Source organism: Dysgonomonas sp. HDW5A, assembly GCF_011299555.1.
In the GTDB taxonomy this organism is placed as follows: domain Bacteria; phylum Bacteroidota; class Bacteroidia; order Bacteroidales; family Dysgonomonadaceae; genus Dysgonomonas_A.
Map to the genome: position 1 here is coordinate 2,497,470 of NZ_CP049857.1, position 20,275 is coordinate 2,517,744.

The following is a 20,275-nucleotide window of genomic DNA, read 5'->3' on the forward strand; positions in this document are numbered from 1 at the left end:
TCGTTTTTCTTTTTGGGGGAGTTGTTTTGTTCTTTCATAAAACTTAGATCATGCCTAATTGGTTTATCCTCATAGATAGATGAATTTTATTACTCTCAGAACTTTTTTTTATATGTATCGGAGATTTCAATACCTGTATTTTCTAATATTATTATACATTCTGGTTTTTAAGTAACCCAAAAAATAGAGGTATATTGCATTGATATGTGGATTATTTGAGAGTCATGGATAATATTGTGTTCTACGCACTTCTTCTAAATCAAAATTCAATACCTGATAACTCCATGAATACTTTCCCAATCTTCCCAATCTTTGCGTTTTAATTCTGTGGAGTATATAGCCACCCACAACACTTAGTGAAGGATGTTTATGCCAAACTTTTTCTATTGAATTATATTTTTTGCTTGATATGGTTTCAATTGCCATTATGTAGCATTATTTGCATAACAATAGGTTTATTCCATGAAAAAGGTTACAATCTTATATTTTCAAATATCTATATAAGTGTTTGAAAAATAGTATATTCATTATTGAATGCTCTTTTTTAAAACATAATGAAAGTTAGTTTGTTTATAAGAGAAAGTCATAACTAAACTTATATAATTTTCATTAAATACTTATTCATATATGGCAAATATTAAGCAAACAGTAAAATTGGGAGTGTTTACGCTGGCGATAATGAATGTCACAGCGGTTGTGTCTTTAAGAGGTCTCCCTGCTGAAGCTACTTATGGATTAAGCTCAGCATTTTATTATTTATTTGCAGCGTTGGTATTTCTAATACCTACTTCTTTGGTTGCGGCTGAATTAGCTGCGATGTTCAAAAATAAGCAAGGAGGAGTATTCCGTTGGGTCGGCGAGGCTTACGGTAAAAAATGGGGGTTTTTGGCTATTTGGTTACAATGGATAGAAAGTACAATCTGGTTTCCAACAGTATTAACATTCGGAGCAGTGTCTTTAGCATTTATTGGAATGGATTCAGCTCATGATGAAGTTATGGCAAGTAACAAATTTTACACATTAATAGCAGTGCTTGTTATTTATTGGGCAGCTACATTCATTTCGTTGAAAGGAATGGGTTGGGTTGGAAAAGTTGCTAAAGTAGGCGGTTTGGTTGGTACTATTATACCAGCAGGATTGCTCATTGTCTTAGGTATCTATTATTTAGCAACAGGCGGACATTCTAATTTAGACTTTAGCGGAAGCTTTGTTCCCGAATTTAATGGCTTAGGAAGTATCGTGTTGGCATCTAGTATATTTCTTTTTTATGCAGGTATGGAGATGAGTGGTGTCCATGTCTCAGACATGCAAAATCCAGGGAGAGATTATCCTAAAGCTATATTTGTTGGAGCACTAATAACAGTGCTTATTTTTGTGTTAGGAACATTTGCTTTAGGTATTATTATTCCTGAAAAAGATATTAACCTAACTCAGAGCTTACTAGTAGGATTCGATAACTATTTTACCTACATCAGAGCTTCGTGGTTATCTCCGATAATTGCAGTAGCATTGGCATTTGGTGTATTAGCAGGTGTATTGACCTGGGTTTCTGGTCCTTCTAAAGGAGTATTTGCAGTAGGTAAAGCAGGATATTTACCTCCATTTTTTCAAAAAACAAATAATAACGGTGTACAAAAGAACATTTTATTTGTACAAGGCGGTATTGTATCCATACTCGGATTGCTATTTGTGGTAATGCCATCAGTACAAAGCTTTTATCAGATATTATCGCAATTGACGATCTTATTATATCTGATTATGTATATGTTGATGTTTACGGCTGCTATTGTATTAAGGTATAAAATGAAAGATACTGACCGTCCTTTCAAAATCGGTAAAAAAAGTAATGTCTTGATTTGGATAGTAGGGGGAGGAGGTTTCTTAAGTTCATTAATCGCATTTCTCTTAAGCTTTATCAAACCTAGCCAAATGACGAATATAGAACTATCAACGTGGTTAGCTGTTCTTATTGGCGGTGCTTTAGTTGTTGTGATAGTACCATTCTTTATTTATGCATCGCGAAAGGCATCGTGGAAAGATCCGAATACCGATATTGAACCGTTCCACTGGGAAGAGGGAAAATCTACAACCACAGATAATCAATCGAAGTAAAATAGGTTTTGTCAAATTTCAATATTTCGGTAAAGCCTATTTTGTCTCAAATATTTATCTTTTAATGCAATTAAGATATGACAAGAAAAATAACGATAAGTCAAATAAAGGATACCGTTCAAAAAGCTTATGAGCAGGTAAAAAGTAATACTGATGGCAAAAATGCTGATTATATCCCTTATCTGGCAAACGTCGATAAAAACTTATTCGGTATAACTGTCTGTTTACTCGATGGGCAAATAATAGAAGTGGGTGATACTGCATTCCGATTCGGGATAGAATCTGTTTCTAAAGTTCATACTGCCATACTAGCTATGCGCCAATATGGAGCCGATAAAGTGTTGGATATGATTGGTGCTGATGCTACCGGGCTTCCTTTCAACTCTATAGTAGCTATTTTGCTGGAGGCTGATCACCCGTCGACCCCTTTGGTAAATGCAGGCGCAATATCAGCATGTAGTATGGTTAAACCTTTGGGTGATAGTGTCGGAAAATGGAAAGCAATATTAGATAATGTTACCGATTTGTGTGGCGGTGCTCCTGAATTGCTTGAGGAACTTTATAAATCAGAATCAGATACTAATTACAATAACCGATCCATTGCATGGCTACTGAAAAATTACAACAGGATATATGATGATCCGGATATTTCGCTCGACTTATATACTCGTCAATGCTCGCTAGGTATAACAGCTACACAACTGGCAGTGGCAGCAGGAACCATTGCTAATGGCGGAGTTAATCCGGTTACAAAGGAGCAAGTATTCGAGGCTGAACTTTCTCCTAAAATTACATCCATGATTTCTACTGTAGGATTTTACGAACATACCGGCGATTGGCTATATAGTTCCGGAATTCCTGCAAAAACAGGTGTCGGAGGCGGTGTTATGGGGGTATTGCCTGGACAATTCGGTATTTCAGCATTTGCTCCACCTCTCGATGGTTCAGGAAATTCAGTTAAAGCACAATTAGCGATTAAATATATTATGAATGAGTTAAGTCTTAATATATTTAGTGGCGAAAATATAGTGATTTCAGAATAACAAATAAATATAAGGTTGATCTTGTGAAACAATAATAAAAAGCACTGTTTATCTATGATAGACGGTGCTTTTCTTTTTGAGGTTATTCTCCTATATGAATTCTTATTAAGATGTTTGGCTTGGTATTCACATCCTAAATTCAATAGAGTGCTTTCTTTTTTTTCTGTTGTTTGTTTTATCTAAAGTCGTATAAAGTTTTTTACAACACGATATTTCTTTTATAGTATCTTTGAAAAAGGTTATACCAATTTTGTAAATAGATTTATTAAAAGATGAGACAGATAAAAGATATTGAGAATATAGATGATATAAAGAAAATGGTCAATACGTTTTATGCCAAGGTGCAAAAAGACGATCTGATAGGGCCTATATTTAATGATAAGATACAAAACCACTGGCCTGAACATTTAGAAAAATTGTACTCTTTCTGGCAAAGTATCCTGTTGAACGAGAGAACCTATAATGGGCATCCGTTTCCTCCACATGCTCAACTACCAATAGGAAAGGAACATTTCGAACGTTGGCTATCTCTTTTCGTAGAAACCGTAGATAATCTTTTTATCGGAGAAATTGCTAATGAGGCAAAGTCAAGAGCCTATAAAATAGCCGATGTGTTTCAGGGGAAGTTAGCCTATATTCATCGGCGATCAGAAGATCAGTCTTTTGATATAGACTGATTTATATGTGGTTACCATTCACCCGATGATAAACTTTTTATTCGGTTTTTTGTTACATTTACAAACAAAACTAATTGAAATGAGAAATCTGCTTTATATATTATTGACAACATGCTTGTTAGTGTCTTGTTCCAGTAATAACGATTCAACAGTCAATACAAGTATTATTGGAAGGTGGAATTTTGGATATTCGACCCCCTATCAGGTTGAATCTAATAATGTTTATGCAAATCAAACTATAGATTCACATATAAGGAATCGTGCCCCCGAATATATCAGCTTTATTTTCACCGTAGGTGGTAAAATTAGGGTTATAAGAGATATTGACCGAGAAGAAATAGATGGGACGTATACTATTGAAGGAAATAAACTCACCATAAATTACACCGATTTAGATAACGTATCTAAGACTTTGGTGTATGAGTTTGTAGTACATGACAATATTTTTGTCCTAAAGCATGATGATACTGACTTTTATGCCCGTGAAATACCCTATTTACTTCCCGAGATAAGAGATGTGTTGGTCTCGAAGGTATTGGTTGAAGTAACTTATATAAGGGACTTGGGTGCGAATGTAAATTGATTTATCAGGCTGCAGAACTATTGATGGTAGTTTAAAGTAATAAAAAACTCCCTCTAAGACTTTAAATCTAGAGGGAGTTTTTTATTTATACTCTTATAATTTAGAATTTTTCATCTTTAGAAAAAGAGTAGGGGAAGTCATTGACCTCAGTTCCTCTTTCTTTATTAGGTGTCGAAGACATTTTATAATCTATTACAGCCCCGTTTAATAACTGTTCGTGTGTCAAATAGTTTTTACTATAAGGCTGCCCGTTTACAGTCATACTTGAAATATATATATTGTCTTTGTTGTTATTGGGTGCATTTATGATAACCTGTTTTCCGTTTTCCAGATGTAATGTCACCTTTTTAAATAAAGGAGAACCTAAAACATATTCATCTGTTCCCGGACATACGGTATAGAATCCTAAAGCAGAGAATACGTACCATGCGGACGTTTGACCATTGTCTTCATCTCCACAATACCCGTCGGGTGTTGCAGAGTAAAGCTTATCCATAATTTCACGCGTCCAATACTGAGCTTTCCATGGTTCCCCCGAATAATTATAAAGGTATACCATGTGCTGTATAGGTTGATTGCCATGAGCATATTGTCCCATATTCATTATTTGCATTTCACGTATTTCGTGAATTACTGTACCATAATAACTGTCATCAAAAAGAGGAGGCATAATAAATACCGAATCCATCATTGTATTGAATTCCTTTTTTCCTCCCATTAAATTGATTAGCCCCTGAGGATCATGAAATACTGACCAAGTGTAATGCCAGCTATTTCCTTCGGTAAAAGCATCTCCCCATTTCAATGGATTAAAGGGCGATTGAAAAGTTCCGTCTTCATTTCGGCCTCTCATCAGTTTAGTTTCATGGTCGAAAAGATTCTTGTAATTCATTGCTCTTTTGGCAAAAACCTGAATTTCTTTTTCGGGACGATTCAGTTCTTTTCCCAGTTTGTAAATAGTCCAGTCGTTATAAGCATATTCGAGAGTACGTGCAGCACTTTCGTTGATCCCCACATTGTAAGGGACATATCCAAGTTTATTATAAAATTCATGACCTAATCTTCCGGTCGAACCTACTTTCGGATGCACATTTTCGGCACCATGCAAAAGAGCCTTATACAACGTTTCGATATCGTAACCTCTTAAGCCTTTCAGATAAGCATCAGCTACTACAGAAGCCGAGTTATTTCCGACCATACAATCTCTGTGCCCGGGACTTGCCCATTCGGGAAGGAAACCGCTTTCTTTATAAGTATTAACTAATCCTTCTTGCATTTGTGTGTTGATAGAAGGATACATTAAATTTAAAAAAGGAAATAAACTACGGAATGTATCCCAAAATCCTGTATCGGTAAACATATACCCCGGAAGAATTTGTCCGTTATAAGGACTATAATGTATGATTTTTCCATTAGCATCTACTTCATGAAATTTACGAGGGAAAAGAAGAGAACGGTATAAACAAGAATAAAAAGTACGTAGATTATCTATGTTGTTGTCTTCCACATCTATTTTACCCAATACCTCATTCCATGTCTTTTTTCCGTTTGCTTTTACAGTCTCAAAATCATTATTTCCAAGTTCTTTAAGATTCAGTTCTGCTTGTTCTGGGCTAATAAATGATGATGCAATTCTTGCGTGTACTTTCTCGCCTTTTTTAGTCGAGAATCCGATAATTGCTCCCGAATGGTCGGCTTTAGCTTCAGTCTGTTTTTCTAGAATTTTGTTATCGGCTACTGCTGATACATACGTAAATGGCTTGTCGAATATTATAACGAAATAATTTTTGAAATTATCGGGAACCCCACCACTGTTTTTGGTTGTGTATCCTATGATTTTATTTTCTTCCGGAATTACTTTTACGTAAGACCCTTTATCGAAGGCATCTATTGTTACAAATGAATTGTTGCTTTCAGGAAATGTGAATCGGAACATTACAGCCCTTTCGCTAGGTGCAAATTCTGTAACCACATCATAGTCGGCAAGATAAACCCTGTAATAGTAAGGGTTGGCAACCTCAGCTTTGTGAGAGAACCAGCTTGCTCTTTCGTTTTCATTAAATATTGGTTTGCCCGTAGTCGGCATTATTGAAAACTGCCCGTAATCGTTGATCCAAGGACTTGGCTGATGGGTTTGTTTAAATCCCCTTATTTTGTCTGCATCATAGCTGTATGACCAGCCATCACCCATTTTTCCTGTTTGAGGCATCCAGAAATTCATACCCCAAGGCATAGCTATTGCCGGATAGGTATTACCGTTGGATAGTGAATGTTTTGATTGTGTTCCCACCAAAGGGTTGACATAATCAACAGGGCTTTTCGAGTCATTGGCTTTTATCCCAAAGACACAAAGAAATGTAAGAAACAAGTAAATGCTTATTCTCTTCATGATTTATTATTTAGATTGATTTTGCTTTGTATCAATTATTCGCTGCATTAAAAATATCCTTATAGCAGTACGATCTATCCGCTAAAAGTAGAGTTATTTTGATAACAAATCTAGCCATAATTCTGCGAAAAATAAAAGGAAGAGTCTTTATATCTGTTAAATCCTGTCGGATTTGCGACTATTTAATAAATGTACAATATTTATAATTTTGCCAAATTATTAAAAAAAAGTAAAATAAAATTATACACTTTATCTTCTCAAAATTAGATGGTTATCGATTTTGGTTAGTTGTTTGTGCAAACGTTTGCATAACAAAAAGCTTGTTTTATTGTTATCTAATGATAAAATACAAACTCGACATGTCATATTTGTAGTATGATTTAGGCTTGTTAAAAAAGTGAAACAAGTTTTATCCATGAAATTAATAACATATTAATGTTAATCTTAATAATTTGCACATGAAAGAAAAGGTAAGAAAAAGTTGTATGTCAATATTCCTCTTTTGCTTGATGGGAATATTGTCTCTAGCAACATCGTATGCCCAAAGTGGTTCCGTGGGAACTATCAGCGGAAATGTAAAAGACTCACAGGGCGAAGCTATTATTGGAGCTAGTGTTGTTGTAAAAGGAACAACAACTGGTACAGTAACAGATTTTGATGGTAACTTTCAAATTAATGCTTCGGCAGGCAGTACACTTGTTATTTCCTATATTGGATATAAACCACAAGATGTTACAGTCGGTAATCAAAAAAGAATCAACATCGTCATGCAGGACGATACCGAATTACTCGGTGAAGTAGTGGTAATCGGTTATGGTAGCGTAAAAAAGAACGATGCTACAGGATCGGTTGTTGCTGTTAAAATCGATGAAAAAGAGCACGGATTTGCTACGACAGCTCAAGACCTGTTGGCTGGTAAAATTGCCGGGGTAGGAGTTACAACCAGTGGAGGCCGTCCGGGAGATGGAGCTACTATCCGTATTCGTGGAGGTTCTTCTTTAACTGCTACTAACGATCCATTGATTATTATCGATGGTGTTTTTATGAGTAACGACCTTGCAGGATCTTCGAATCCTTTAAGCTTGTTAAATCCGAATGATATTGAAACCTTTACAGTATTAAAGGATGCATCAGCCACAGCTATTTATGGTTCGAGAGCTTCTAATGGAGTTATTTTGATAACAACCAAGAAAGGTACCGGAGGTAAGTTAAAAGTTACGTATGACGGAAACTTCTCATTAAGCACAAGAAGAAACAGCGTTGATGTTTTGAGTGCCGATCAATATCGTAATTTTGTTGATACCCGTTTTACCGGTGATGACAGACATAGCGTAGTAATGTCTAAACTTGGTGAAGCAAATACTAATTGGCAAGATGAGATATTTCAAACTGTTTTTAATACCGATCAAAATGTAAGTGTATATGGATCAATAGGAAAAGCTGTTCCATTCCGCACCTCAGTAGGTTATACAAATGAAGAAGGAATTCTTCGTACTTCAGGTATGGAACGTGTAACGGCCAGTGTTTCTTTAACTCCAACTTTATTTGACGATCATTTAAAATTAAATATTAACGGTAAAGGTATGTATTCTCATACCCGTTTTGCTGATACCGGAGCTATCGGTTCGGCTATAAGTTTCGACCCTACACAACCTGTAATGAATGGCAGTCCATGGGGTGGTTATTTTACTTGGACAAACGATGAAGGCAAACTTGCTTCTATCGCAGGTAAAAACCCTGTGGCTATACTTGAAATGCAAAATAACAGAGCAAATGTTCGAAATTTTGTAGGAAACGTTCAGGCTGATTATAAACTACACTTCTTCCCTGATTTAAGATTAAACTTAAATTTGGGTATGGATATTGCTACAACAGGCGGTACAGATTTTAAAGACCCATTCAATCCTACAGCTTATAGCGAAAACGATCAGCAAAGTGGTCAAAGAAAAAACTTCACTAATTTCAGAAATAATCAGTTAATGGAGTTCTACGGCCAATACATTAAAGATGTAACATCTTTGAAGAGTAAGTTCGATGTAATGGGTGGTTACTCATGGCAACATAATAAGAAAACGAGCGACCAAGGCTTATGGTATGTTTCAAAAGAAGATAACTCAAGTTTAGCTGAGATGAATCCCGGTATAAACTACTATAATTTTAAAGAATATTATTTAATCTCTTTCTTTGGACGTTTCAACTATACATTTAATGATAAATATTTGTTGACAGCTACAGTTCGTCGAGACGGATCATCACGCTTTAGCCCAGATAACCGCTGGAGTGTATTTCCTTCAGTTGCTTTAGCTTGGAAAATGAAAGAAGAATCATTCTTAAGAGATGTATCGGTATTAAGTGATCTCAAACTACGTGTGGGATGGGGTAAAACAGGTCAACAGGATTTAGGTGATGATTATTATTATCCATCTACTCCTTCTTATCAAATTGGACAAGGACAAGCTTATTATCCAATGGGATTAAACCCTGATGGATCGACTAATTGGGTGAAACTAATGAGACCAAATGGGTATAATCCTGATTTGAAATGGGAAACTACCACTACATGGAACTTTGGTGTCGATTATGGATTCTTAAATAACCGTATCAATGGTGCTGTAGATGTATATTTCCGTAAGACAACAGACCTACTAAACAGAGAAGCCCCTGTTATTGCAGGAACAAGTCCGGCTGAAAGATTACCTCAAAATATTGGAGAAATGGACAACAAAGGTATTGAGTTTGCTATTAATGCCCGTCCAATTGTTTCAAAGGAATTTGAGTGGCAATTAGGATTCAATATTGCTTATAATAAAAGTGAAATCACGAAGTTGACAGCTACTCAAGATCCAGGGTTTACAGGTATTGGAACAGGATCTACAGGTGGTGATGGAGGTCAAAATGCTCAGGTATATATGACCGGGTATGCTCCTAAAACATATTATGTATACGAGCAAGTGTATGATAATAACGGAAAACCACTCGAAGGTGTATATGTCGATAGAAATGGAGATGGTGTAATAAATGAAGATGATTTATATTACCATAAGAAACCGGCAGCAGATGTGCTTATGGGATTCAATTCGAAATGGACATATAAAAATTGGGATTTAGGGTTTAACGGACGTGTTTCTTTAGGTAATTATGTTTATAATGCTACAGAGGCAAATAATGCAGATATTAGTTTAGCGTCTATCTATGCTAATAATATCTTCCTTACAAATAGACCAACATCAGCATTAGAAACTAATTTTATGTCGAAACAGGCTTTGTCGGATCACTATATACAAAATGCATCATTCCTTAAAATAGATAATATTACTCTAGGTTATACATTTAGTGACCTGTTTAAAGGTAAAACATCGGCTCGTGTTTATGGAATAGTTCAGAACCCGATTGTAATAACTAAGTACAGAGGCTTGGACCCTGAAGTATATGACGGAATCGATTATAACTTTTATCCAAGACCATTGATATTTATGTTAGGTTTGAATTTGAACTTTTAATAATTGAAGACTTATGAAAGATAGAATAATAAAAAGTAAGAAATTACTATATATAATGTTGTCATTCGCTTTGGCAATACCATTTGCTTCGTGTACTGACGATTTGAATACAGTACCTAAAGGTCCTAATATCGAATTAGATCCTTATGCTGATGCTGATAATTATCCGCTGTTGATAGCAAAAGTATATTCAGGTTTTAGTAAATTGGGAATAACAGGACCCGATAAAGACGGAGATATTCCTTCTTCTGCAGACCAGGGAAAAACCACGTTTCTAAGAACATATTTCAATATACAGGAACTTACCTCTGACGAAGCAAAATGTGCTTGGAGTGATCTAGATGAGAAAAATTATTCTCAAACATTGCTTACTCCGGATAATTATATCGGATATATGCTTTATCAACGCTGTATGTTGAATATTGTATTTGCAAATGAATTTTTGAAGAATACTCAAGTTCCACAGGTCGAAGTTCCTAATCTGGATCGTTCAAGAGCTGAAGTTCGTGTCCTAAGAGCAATGAACTATTACTTCCTTCTTGATGTTTACGGAAATCCGGGTTGGGTTACCGAAGAACAGCCGGTGACATACATACCTCAACAATTGGGACGCGAAGGCATGTTCAATTGGGTGGAAAGCGAATTATTGGATGTTGAAAAAAGCGGTTTATTACTAGATCATTCTGCTTCAACTTATGGATTGATAACTAATCAGGTTGTAGAAACTGTTTTAGCTAAAATGTATATTAATGCAGAAGTTTATACAGGAAAAGCTCGCTGGAACGATGCTTTGACATATGCTAAGAAAGTAACCTCTTATTCAGGATTACAACTTGAAGGCAATTATCAAAATCTTTTCTGTGCAGACAATAACCGATCAAAAGAGATCATATTTACACTTCCTTATGACAATAAACTGGCTACAGATTGGGGCGGAATCGTCTTTGTAATTGCATCTTCGACAAGTGGCGATATGCTTAGCTTATTAGATTTCACTGCATCATGGAGTGGAAACAGAGCGACTCAACAATTGTCGAGCCTATTCGCTAACAATGATAAACGAGCATTATTCTTTAAAACAGACCGTGATCAGAATATGACCGAGCTTGGTAACTTTAACAAAGGTTGGTCAGTAATGAAATTTACAAATAAAGGATGGGATGGTGCTGCAAATGTGAATGGTGCCGGACAATGGGCTGATACCGATTTCCCTCTATTCCGTTTAGCAGATGTAATACTTATACAAGCAGAGGCTGAACTTCGATTGGGTGATGCCAATGCAGTGAATACATATAACAAAGTACATGCTCATCCAAGAACAGGTTTAAGTGCAGCAACATCTGTTACTCTACAAGATATACTTGACGAAAGAGGTCGTGAATTATATTGGGAAGGTCAAAGAAGAACTGACTTGATTCGTTTTGGTAAGTTTACCAAAGGTTACAATTGGGCATGGAAAGGTGGATCGCAACTTGGAACTGATATAGACGATAAATATAATCTTTTCCCGATCAGTACAAAACATCTTACAGGTAACCCTGCTTTGGTACAAAATCCATTATACAAGTAAGATTAATTAATAGTAAGGTATAAGTACAGTACTTCAACAAGTAAATATGATTATCTACTGTACTTATACTTGCCAAAGTAACAAAAAGGTCTGAGACCTTAATAAAGAAAAAGCATTATGAAAATAAAAAATATATTATTCTTAATGGCCGTTATATTTGCTTTTGTCTCATGTAACGACGATACAGATCCTGTTCTTCCTCAATATAAGGCTTCGGAGTTAACTCATCCGGATAATAATACCCTTTATGAATTAAAACAGGCAAATGCAGCAGAAACCATGTTGACATTAGATTGGAAAGCTTATAGACAAAACGATCTGATGGTAGGTGCTGTAACATACTGGATACAAGTTGATACGGTAGGAAATAATTTTGCCAATGCGCAAACATTACAGCAAGTCGCTGCAGTAAATGAGGACGCTGAGTTTACTAATTATACGGCTTCTCTGAATGTTGAAGAGGTAAATAAAATTCTAGTTAATAGCTTAGGCTTTCCTGTAGGAAGTGTATCTAGTCTGGAAATCCGTGTAATAACTCATATTGGTAATATTCTGGTTCCATCATCGGCATCTAATGTCTTTCAGGCAAGAGTTATACCATACAAAGCAGTTGATACATCTTCATTATATATGATTGGTGCAGATTTTGGAAACTGGGACTGGGCATCACCCGGTATTGTTTCAATGGTTCCTGTAAATGGTGTTGATGGAGCATTCTGGTGCATAAACTATTTTACTGCTAAGAATGGATTTAAATGGGCTCCGAAAAAAGCTTGGGGTGATGATTTTGCCGAATTAGCAAGTAAGTCTGGTTATACAGTTGCCGATGGAAATGCCTTTGTACCGGCTGACGGGTTATATATGGTTTATGTTGATTATACAGCAGGAAAGATAACCATTGCACCGGCAAAAGTATATGGCATGGGAGATTGTTTCGGTGGTTGGGATGCAGATAAATTCCTATTTACCAATGATGGAAAAACTACATCTATATTAACTACCGGTGCAGGAGAACTAAGAATGTATGCTGGATTGCCTGAAGGAGTTAAAGGATCTGATTGGTGGACAAGAGAATTCATCATTCTAGATGGTAAAATTTCTTATCGTGGAAGAGGTGGTGACCAAGATCGCGTAAAAGTAGAAGCCGGTAAAACAGTAACTCTTGATTTCAAAGCAGGTAACGGAACTATCAAATAATGATACTTACTATAATCAATTATGTAGTTGAGATAACATATCCTGCTTAAGGGGATAAATTAAATATATTGATTGATGTAGTAATATTGTCAAAATAAAAGAAGGAGTGAGTTAATTTGCTCCTTCTTTTGTTAAAGATGCCTCACAAACTCATTTAATAACGAATACCATGAAGAAAATTATTTATTTTATCCTGCTGCTATTTGTTCCACTGTGGATACAGGCACAGATTATAACAACAAACCCTACTTTTCTTACAGACGATGTTGCAGCAGAAGTCATATTCGATGCATCATCGACTGCACTTAATAATTATACAGGTGATGTATATGCACATACAGGAGTTATTACCGATAAGAGTGCCTCCAGTTCCGATTGGAAATATGCACCCAATTGGTTAGATAACAGTGAAAAATACAAATTAACCTCTATCGGAGGGAATAAGTGGAAATTAGTAATGCCCTCAGGTGCTCGCCTATATTATGGTGTTCCTGCAGGTGAAAAAATAGTGAAGCTAGCCTTTGTATTCCGTAATGCCGACGGATCAAAAGAAGGAAAGGATAATGGCAAAGACATATTAGTAGATGTACACGAAAAAGGTCTATTGGTAACTTTTGAGACACCTCAAACAGAACAATTGCTGGATAAGAATACTTCTTTAGCTATAAAAACTACAAGTTCGGAAATAACTACATTAAAACTTTATTTGAACGATACTCAATTAACAAAAGTAGATAATTCGACATCTTTATCATATACTTATAAATTTTCAACCGAAGGGGCTTTTTGGCTGATAGCAGAAGCAGGAACAAGCCCGTCTACAGTTAGAGACAGTATTTATGTAAATGTGAAGAAAGACCAAGTAAGCCTGCCTTTACCTTCGAATGTAAGAGCAGGGGTTAATTATATAAACGATAATACAGTTACTGTTGTGCTATATGCACCTAAAAAGAGTAACGTATATCTGGTTGGAGACTTTAATGACTGGAAAATCAATAATACCTACATGTTCAATAAAGCAGGCGACTTTTGGTGGTTAACTGTTTCAAACTTAGAAAAAGGAAAAGAATACGGTTTTCAATATTTAATAGACGGAACGTTGAAAGTGGCAGATCCTTATACCGATAAAGTACTCGATCCTTGGAATGATTCTTATATTCCTGCCGCAGTATATCCTAACTTGAAACCTTATCCAAAAGGTAAGACCGAGGGTATCGTTTCAGTTCTTCAAACAGGGCAAACACCATATGCTTGGAAAACAAAGAATTTTACCCCTGCCGAAAAGGAAAAGTTAGTTATCTATGAACTATTGATTCGTGATTTCACTACAGAGCATAGTTTCGAGTCTACTATGCAAAAACTGGACTACCTTCAATCTTTGGGTATAAATGCAATAGAACTGTTACCGGTTAATGAATTTGAAGGAAATAGCAGTTGGGGGTATAACCCTTCATTCTATTTTGCAGTAGATAAATACTATGGAACCAAAGATGCTTTCAAAGCTTTTGTTGACGAATGTCACAATAGAGGAATAGCCGTTATAATCGATATGGTACTGAATCATTCTTACGGACAATCTCCGTTCGTGAAAATGTACTGGGATAATGCTAACAATCGTCCTTCAGCAGATAATCCGTGGTATAATGTAGAGTCTCCAAACAGTTCTTACAGTTGGGGATATGACTTTAACCACGAATCGGATCAAACCAAAGCCTTAGTTGATAGCATCAATAGCTATTGGATGAAAGAATATCAGGTAGACGGTTTCCGCTTCGACTTTACAAAAGGTTTTACCAATAAAGCAGGAGATGGTTGGGCATATGATCAATCACGCATTGATATTCTGAAACGAATGAGTAGCGAAATTTATAAACGCAACCCAAAGGCGATCGTCATAATGGAACATCTGGCTGATAATTCAGAAGAAAAAGTGCTTTCTGATTCCGATATTATGCTTTGGGGAAATATCAATAATAACTATTGTGAAGCAGTAATGGGATATACCGAGAGTAATAAATCGGATTTATCGTGGGCTATATATTCAAAACGAGGCTGGACAAAACCAAATCTGGTAGCTTACATGGAGAGCCATGACGAAGAACGAGCTGTATTTAAAGCCAAAGCATATGGAAATGCTTCGGGAACATACAATATTAAAAATGAGGCAACAGCATTGAAGCGAGCCGAACTTGCTGCAGCATTCTATCTGACTTTACCCGGACCTAAAATGATATGGCAATTTGGAGAATTAGGCTACGACTACTCGATAAACACCTGTAGCGATGGTACTACTATTTCGAACGATTGCCGTGTTGCCGAAAAACCAATCAGGTGGGACTATTATGACAATAAAGAGCGTAAAGACCTTTACTCTGTTTATTCGAAACTGATCAATCTGAAAACCGAAAATAAAGTATTCGAGTCAACAGATATAAACTATTCATTAGAAGGAAAACAAAAATATATCGTTTGGAAAGGCACGGATATCAATGCTTTTGTTGTGGGTAATTTTGATGTGGTAAGTGCGACTGCTTCCGTAACCTTACCTCGCAGTGGCGAATGGTATGATGCTTTGACAGGTGCCGCTGTAACTATCCCTTCAACAAGTTATTCGGTGACATTAGCTCCGGGAGAATATAAATTTTACGTAGATAAAGGGAGTGTTGCCTCTATCGAAGATATGTATGCAGATAATCAAACTGTAACAATTCTTGACGATCGTATTGAGTATACCGATGGCATAGCAAAATCGATAACTATTTATGATTTATCGGGAGTTGCTCTTTTGAACAAATCAAATACCCAGTCTATCGAAACAACATCGTTATCGAAAGGTATCTATATCGTAAAACTGAAATTAGACGGGAAAGCCGTTTCTCAAAAGTTTATAAAAAAATAAGGATGATTAATTTCTAAAATAAATAACCCCGAACAATATAGCTCGGGGTTATTTTATCTTAAGAACAATCTTTAAGCAAAATCTTTCCTCTAAATACCGGTAATGACAATATTTTCTATTGCGATTTTTGCTCCACTAGCATATTCATTGCCTTCGGTAGAAAATTCGAGTTTGTTTATTTGTGTCCAATTAAACAACCCCGCTGGAGTATGCCAGGTATTACCATCCATGGTTCCTATTTCCTTGAATGAGGAGAGTGGTATTGTTATTTCAAACCATTCATTATCTGTTCGGATATTATCTTTTTTAGTCAAAATATATGTAGTTCGCCAAGGTATGGAATTGGTTTGATATTGAATAAGTCGGATATGCAAGTTGTCAATACCTACATTGGTTTTCATATCAAATTGAAGATGATAACCTGCATTAAGATGCTTAGATAAATCAATCACCGGCCATATTTCAACCGCCATTGATGACCATTTCTTTTCAATTGTCCATCCGATAGAATTTTTCCCTTTGTATGGATAAGTGGTGTCATGGAAGTTTATATTTGTTTTATTCTCAGAACTAACACCGTGCATTCCCCAATAGAAATCATCCGAGTAAAAAGGAATGTCAGGAATGAAATCTTCGCTATAAGAACGAGGAGCTGTAAAACCCAAAGCTTTAATTAAGCCGAAGTTAAGGTCGGTTTCAAACCTTTCATCACTACCTTTTGTAAATAAGCCAAAGGAGTTGTGATAGTCCCACATTGTCCAAGCAATGTTATTTTCTTCGAGATATTCCCGAACCATTTTATACCAGGAGCATCTCTGGTCGTTGTTTGCGTAAGTCATTAAGACACCAAACTCGCCACAAAACAGTTTTATATTCTTGTCCTTGGCAAAAGCTAACCAATTGTTCAGATTATTCTTTATATATTCTTCTGTACTTGTTTTACTGTAGTTGGTGTATAAGCTTGGGTCGGTTATCGATTCGGGACATTCGGGCATACTTTTACTATCGTATGGAAACGGAATATTTCTTGCATTCAAAATAGACGTCTTGGCAGCACCTTGGTGGGTAAATAAAAATGGATCATACATATGAAATGTATAAATGAGCTTATCATCGTTATAATCGGGGAGGTCTTTCAATGCCGGCGTGCTGGTTGCCGATACTATAATATAATGTTTTGAATCGATGGCACGTATTGCCTTAATCATCCGACCTTGCATCTCTGGCCAGTTTTCTTTTAGATATTGTCCATCGGGTTCATTCATCAGTTCATAATAAACATTCAACCGTCGATCTTTACAATGTTTGGCAACTTGCTCCCATACCTTTGTCATTTGAGCCTCTCCATATGCTTTTGGAAACGTATTATAGCCAAAATAAGAATGATTATCAATGATAATATTGACTCCTACTTCTTCAGCTAAATTCAGTGCATAATCAAGCTTTTCCCAAAAATCATTTTTGATTTTATATTCGGGGGCATCTCCCGTCATTTTATAAAATCGAATAGGTAGTCTTATAATATCTACACCTAAGCTTTTTGCCTGTTCGAAATCGGGCTTTTTGTATAATGTTTTCAATATTCCATCTATGGAATCAGCTAAAAACCAACCGGAGAAATTTACTCCTTTGGTAAATTTAATTTCATCAATATCAATTGTTTTTGCCGGAGCCTCCTCTTCGTTTATTATAGGGTCGTCATTGCATGATATATTAGTCAGTGACAATGAAATGAATATCAAATAGGGTAGTAGTTTGCATAAGTTTTTCATAATTTAATGTGTCTGTTTCTTTCTGAGAAATTAAAAATCGCATCAAAATTAGTAACAATTACCTCGCTAAAAAGGCTCTGATCAGAATTCAGAATAAATCGACTTTTTTGTAGGGAGTTATACACAAAATCATTTACTCTCTTGTCTTAGTTCGCAGGTTGCAAACGTTTGCAACCTTTTATTGTCAGTTAGGCACTATCGCTCAGTGTAAATCAGACTTAAATAAGCTTTTTTTGTATCACCGAAAATAGGTCTGTTACCTAATATATCATGAGATACAAATTCAAAAATAATAGATATGTTTAAAAAATCCCTTTTACTTATTGGCTTGTGTTTCCTCTGTGGAATTATACAAGCTCAGGAGCTAAAGTCGCCGGATGGAAATTTGGTCCTGAATTTTCAGTTGACCGATCAGGGCGTTCCTACCTATAATCTTACTTACAAAAATAAAGATGTCATTAAAGACAGTAAGTTAGGATTCGCTATTGCTTCAGGTACAGGACAACTCGATAAAGACTTTAAAGTTGTAGATGTAAAGTATACCTCAGAAGATTCTACTTGGAAACCTGTTTGGGGCGAACAAAGTGAAATTCGAACCAATTATAACGAAATGTTAGTAAATCTGACTCAGGATAATAGATCTATAGATATCAGATTCAGATTGTTTGATGATGGTTTAGGATTCAGATATGAATTCCCGAAACAAAAGGACTTATTTACTTTTGTCATAAAAGAAGAGCTTACAGAGTTCAACATGGCTGGAGATAATAAAACTTTTTGGATTCCAGGAGACTATGATACCAATGAATATGCCTATACTACAACTAAAATTACAGGTATATCAGGAGCTATGAAAGAGGCTACCCACCATGTATTGGATCAATCTCCGATCAAAACATTGGCAGTACAAACCCCGTTGATGATGAAGTCCGATAATGGGTTGTATATCAATATACACGAGGCGGCATTAGTTGATTATCCTGCTATGCAATTGAATGTAGACGATAAAAAACTGGGATTCAGTGCACACCTTGTACCAGATGTATATGGAAATAAAGGAGATATGAATACTCCCGCTCAAACACCTTGGCGTACCATCGTTGTAAGTGACGATGCACGTAATATACTTGCTTCGAAAATGATTGTAAATCTGAACGAACCATGTACTTACGAAGATGTTTCGTGGATTAAGCCTACAAAATACATCGGTGTATGGTGGCAAATGTTTACAGGCAGAGGCTCATGGGCTTATTCGGACGATAACAACATTAAATTGGGTGTGACCGACTTTTCCAAATTGACTCCTAACGGAAGACATGCAGCTAATACTGCGAATGTGAAAAAATATATTGACTTTGCTGCAGCAAACGGATTCGATCAGGTATTGGTTGAAGGATGGAATATTGGTTGGGAAGACTGGATTAATCCTGTAAGAGAATACCTATTTGATTTTGTAACGCCATATCCTGATTTCGACGTAAAAGAATTGCAACGTTATGCCGCTTCGAAAGGTGTAAAAGTAATGATGCACCATGAAACAGGAGGTTCTGTAGCCAATTACGAGCGTCACCAGAAAGACGCATTCCAATTTATGGCAGACAATGGTTACAATGCTGTAAAAACGGGTTATGTGAGCAGAATCAGACCAAAAGGAGAGCATCACGACGGACAGTCGATGGTAAACCACTATATCAATACTGCAAAACTTGCAGCTAAATATAAGATAATGGTAAACTCGCACGAAGCAGTACGTCCAACAGGATTGTATCGTACCTATCCTAACTGGTTGGCTCAAGAGTCGGCACGCGGAACAGAGTTTGAATCTATGGGCGGATTGCCACCTGAGCATACAACTATTCTACCATTTACACGTATGATGGGTGGTCCTATGGATTATACTCCCGGTATATTCCAAACCGATTTTACATATTACAGCCCGGATAATCATAACAGAGTACGTACAACATTGGTTAAACAGTTGGCTCTTTATCTAACGATGTACAGTCCTCTGCAAATGGCAGCCGATCTGCCCGAAAACTACGAACGTTTTCCCGATGCATTTCAATTCATCAAAGATGTAGCTGTAGATTGGGACAATACCTATATATTGGAAGCCGAGCCGGGTGACTATGTAACTATCGCCCGTAAAGCTAAAGGCAAAAATGAATGGTTTATCGGTGGGGTGACCGACGAAAATGCACGTGAAGCATTAATCGACTTCAGTTTCTTACCCGAAGGTGTTAAATATACAGCAACAGTGTATGCTGATGGTAAAGATGCAGATTGGGAAAAGAACCCACAAAGTTATACAATCAAAAGTATTCCGGTAACCAGCAAAACCAAATTAAAACAAAGGTTAGCTCCCGGAGGAGGACTTGCAATCAGTATAAAATAATGAATAGAGAGTAGTTCTTTTTTTTCATGGCGAGAAGGGGGAGTATATGGTTTCATATGCTTTCCCTTCTTTCGTATATAAGGTAATTTAATTCTATAATTGCTCTTGTTGCACATTCTATATTTTAGAGGTTATCTG

At 36.3% G+C, this 20,275-nt stretch carries 11 protein-coding genes and 1 pseudogene; 9 read left to right on the forward strand and 3 right to left on the reverse strand.

Annotated features, from left to right (window positions below; genetic code table 11):
* Positions 1 to 627: 627 nt before the first annotated feature.
* The 4 genes and pseudogenes from gadC to G7050_RS10420 form a co-directional block, all read left to right on the forward strand.
* Positions 628 to 2,076: pseudogene (gene gadC / locus G7050_RS10405) on the forward strand (putative glutamine/gamma-aminobutyrate antiporter GadC); the annotation flags it as partial.
* A 113-nt stretch (positions 2,077 to 2,189) separates the two neighbouring features.
* Positions 2,190 to 3,155 carry a glutaminase A gene (gene glsA / locus G7050_RS10410; RefSeq protein WP_166114942.1) on the forward strand — a complete coding sequence of 322 codons (966 nt, stop codon included), beginning with the start codon at positions 2,190 to 2,192 and terminating at the stop codon, positions 3,153 to 3,155.
* A gap of 272 nt (positions 3,156 to 3,427) precedes the next feature.
* Positions 3,428 to 3,832: a group III truncated hemoglobin gene (locus G7050_RS10415; protein WP_166114944.1), complete on the forward strand. Its 405-nt coding sequence runs from the start codon at positions 3,428 to 3,430 to the stop codon at positions 3,830 to 3,832.
* 79 nt (positions 3,833 to 3,911) lie between these two features.
* Entirely contained in the window at positions 3,912 to 4,415 is a 504-nt protein-coding gene (locus tag G7050_RS10420; RefSeq protein ID WP_166114947.1) for a hypothetical protein, read from the forward strand.
* A gap of 100 nt (positions 4,416 to 4,515) precedes the next feature.
* Here the strand turns inward: G7050_RS10420 and G7050_RS10425 are convergent, their stop codons facing one another.
* Entirely contained in the window at positions 4,516 to 6,804 is a 2,289-nt protein-coding gene (locus tag G7050_RS10425; RefSeq protein WP_166114950.1) for a GH92 family glycosyl hydrolase, read from the reverse strand.
* A 458-nt stretch (positions 6,805 to 7,262) separates the two neighbouring features.
* On the opposite strand from G7050_RS10425, the gene G7050_RS10430 reads away from it, so the two are divergent.
* The 3 genes from G7050_RS10430 to G7050_RS10440 all read left to right on the forward strand — a co-directional run bounded on the left by G7050_RS10430 (position 7,263) and on the right by G7050_RS10440 (position 13,071).
* Positions 7,263 to 10,304 carry a TonB-dependent receptor gene (locus G7050_RS10430; protein WP_166114953.1) on the forward strand — a complete coding sequence of 1,014 codons (3,042 nt, stop codon included), beginning with the start codon at positions 7,263 to 7,265 and terminating at the stop codon, positions 10,302 to 10,304.
* A 13-nt stretch (positions 10,305 to 10,317) separates the two neighbouring features.
* The gene (locus G7050_RS10435) at positions 10,318 to 11,874 is read left to right on the forward strand and encodes a RagB/SusD family nutrient uptake outer membrane protein (protein WP_166114956.1); all 1,557 of its coding nucleotides are present in this window, start codon (positions 10,318 to 10,320) and stop codon (positions 11,872 to 11,874) included.
* A 117-nt stretch (positions 11,875 to 11,991) separates the two neighbouring features.
* Positions 11,992 to 13,071, forward strand: coding sequence for a SusF/SusE family outer membrane protein (locus G7050_RS10440; protein ID WP_166114959.1), 1,080 nt, complete (start codon positions 11,992 to 11,994; stop codon positions 13,069 to 13,071).
* A 769-nt stretch (positions 13,072 to 13,840) separates the two neighbouring features.
* On the opposite strand, the gene G7050_RS18015 is transcribed toward G7050_RS10440, so the two are convergent.
* Positions 13,841 to 13,933 carry an AgrD family cyclic lactone autoinducer peptide gene (locus G7050_RS18015; protein ID WP_370521960.1) on the reverse strand — a complete coding sequence of 31 codons (93 nt, stop codon included), beginning with the start codon at positions 13,931 to 13,933 and terminating at the stop codon, positions 13,841 to 13,843.
* Between G7050_RS18015 and G7050_RS10445 the strand changes: the two genes are divergently transcribed.
* A complete protein-coding gene (locus tag G7050_RS10445; protein WP_370521962.1) occupies positions 13,919 to 15,970 on the forward strand; it encodes an alpha-amylase family glycosyl hydrolase in 2,052 nt (683 codons plus the stop codon). The two genes, G7050_RS18015 and G7050_RS10445, sit on opposite strands and share 15 nt — an antisense overlap.
* An 89-nt stretch (positions 15,971 to 16,059) precedes the next feature.
* Here G7050_RS10445 and G7050_RS10450 read toward each other — a convergent pair whose 3' ends face one another.
* Positions 16,060 to 17,742 (reverse strand): glycoside hydrolase family 5 protein, encoded by a 1,683-nt coding sequence (locus tag G7050_RS10450; RefSeq protein WP_166114967.1) that lies wholly within the window; start codon positions 17,740 to 17,742, stop codon positions 16,060 to 16,062.
* A gap of 298 nt (positions 17,743 to 18,040) precedes the next feature.
* Between G7050_RS10450 and G7050_RS10455 the strand changes: the two genes are divergently transcribed.
* The gene (locus tag G7050_RS10455) at positions 18,041 to 20,137 is read left to right on the forward strand and encodes a glycoside hydrolase family 97 protein (RefSeq protein ID WP_166114970.1); all 2,097 of its coding nucleotides are present in this window, start codon (positions 18,041 to 18,043) and stop codon (positions 20,135 to 20,137) included.
* Positions 20,138 to 20,275: the final 138 nt, after the last annotated feature.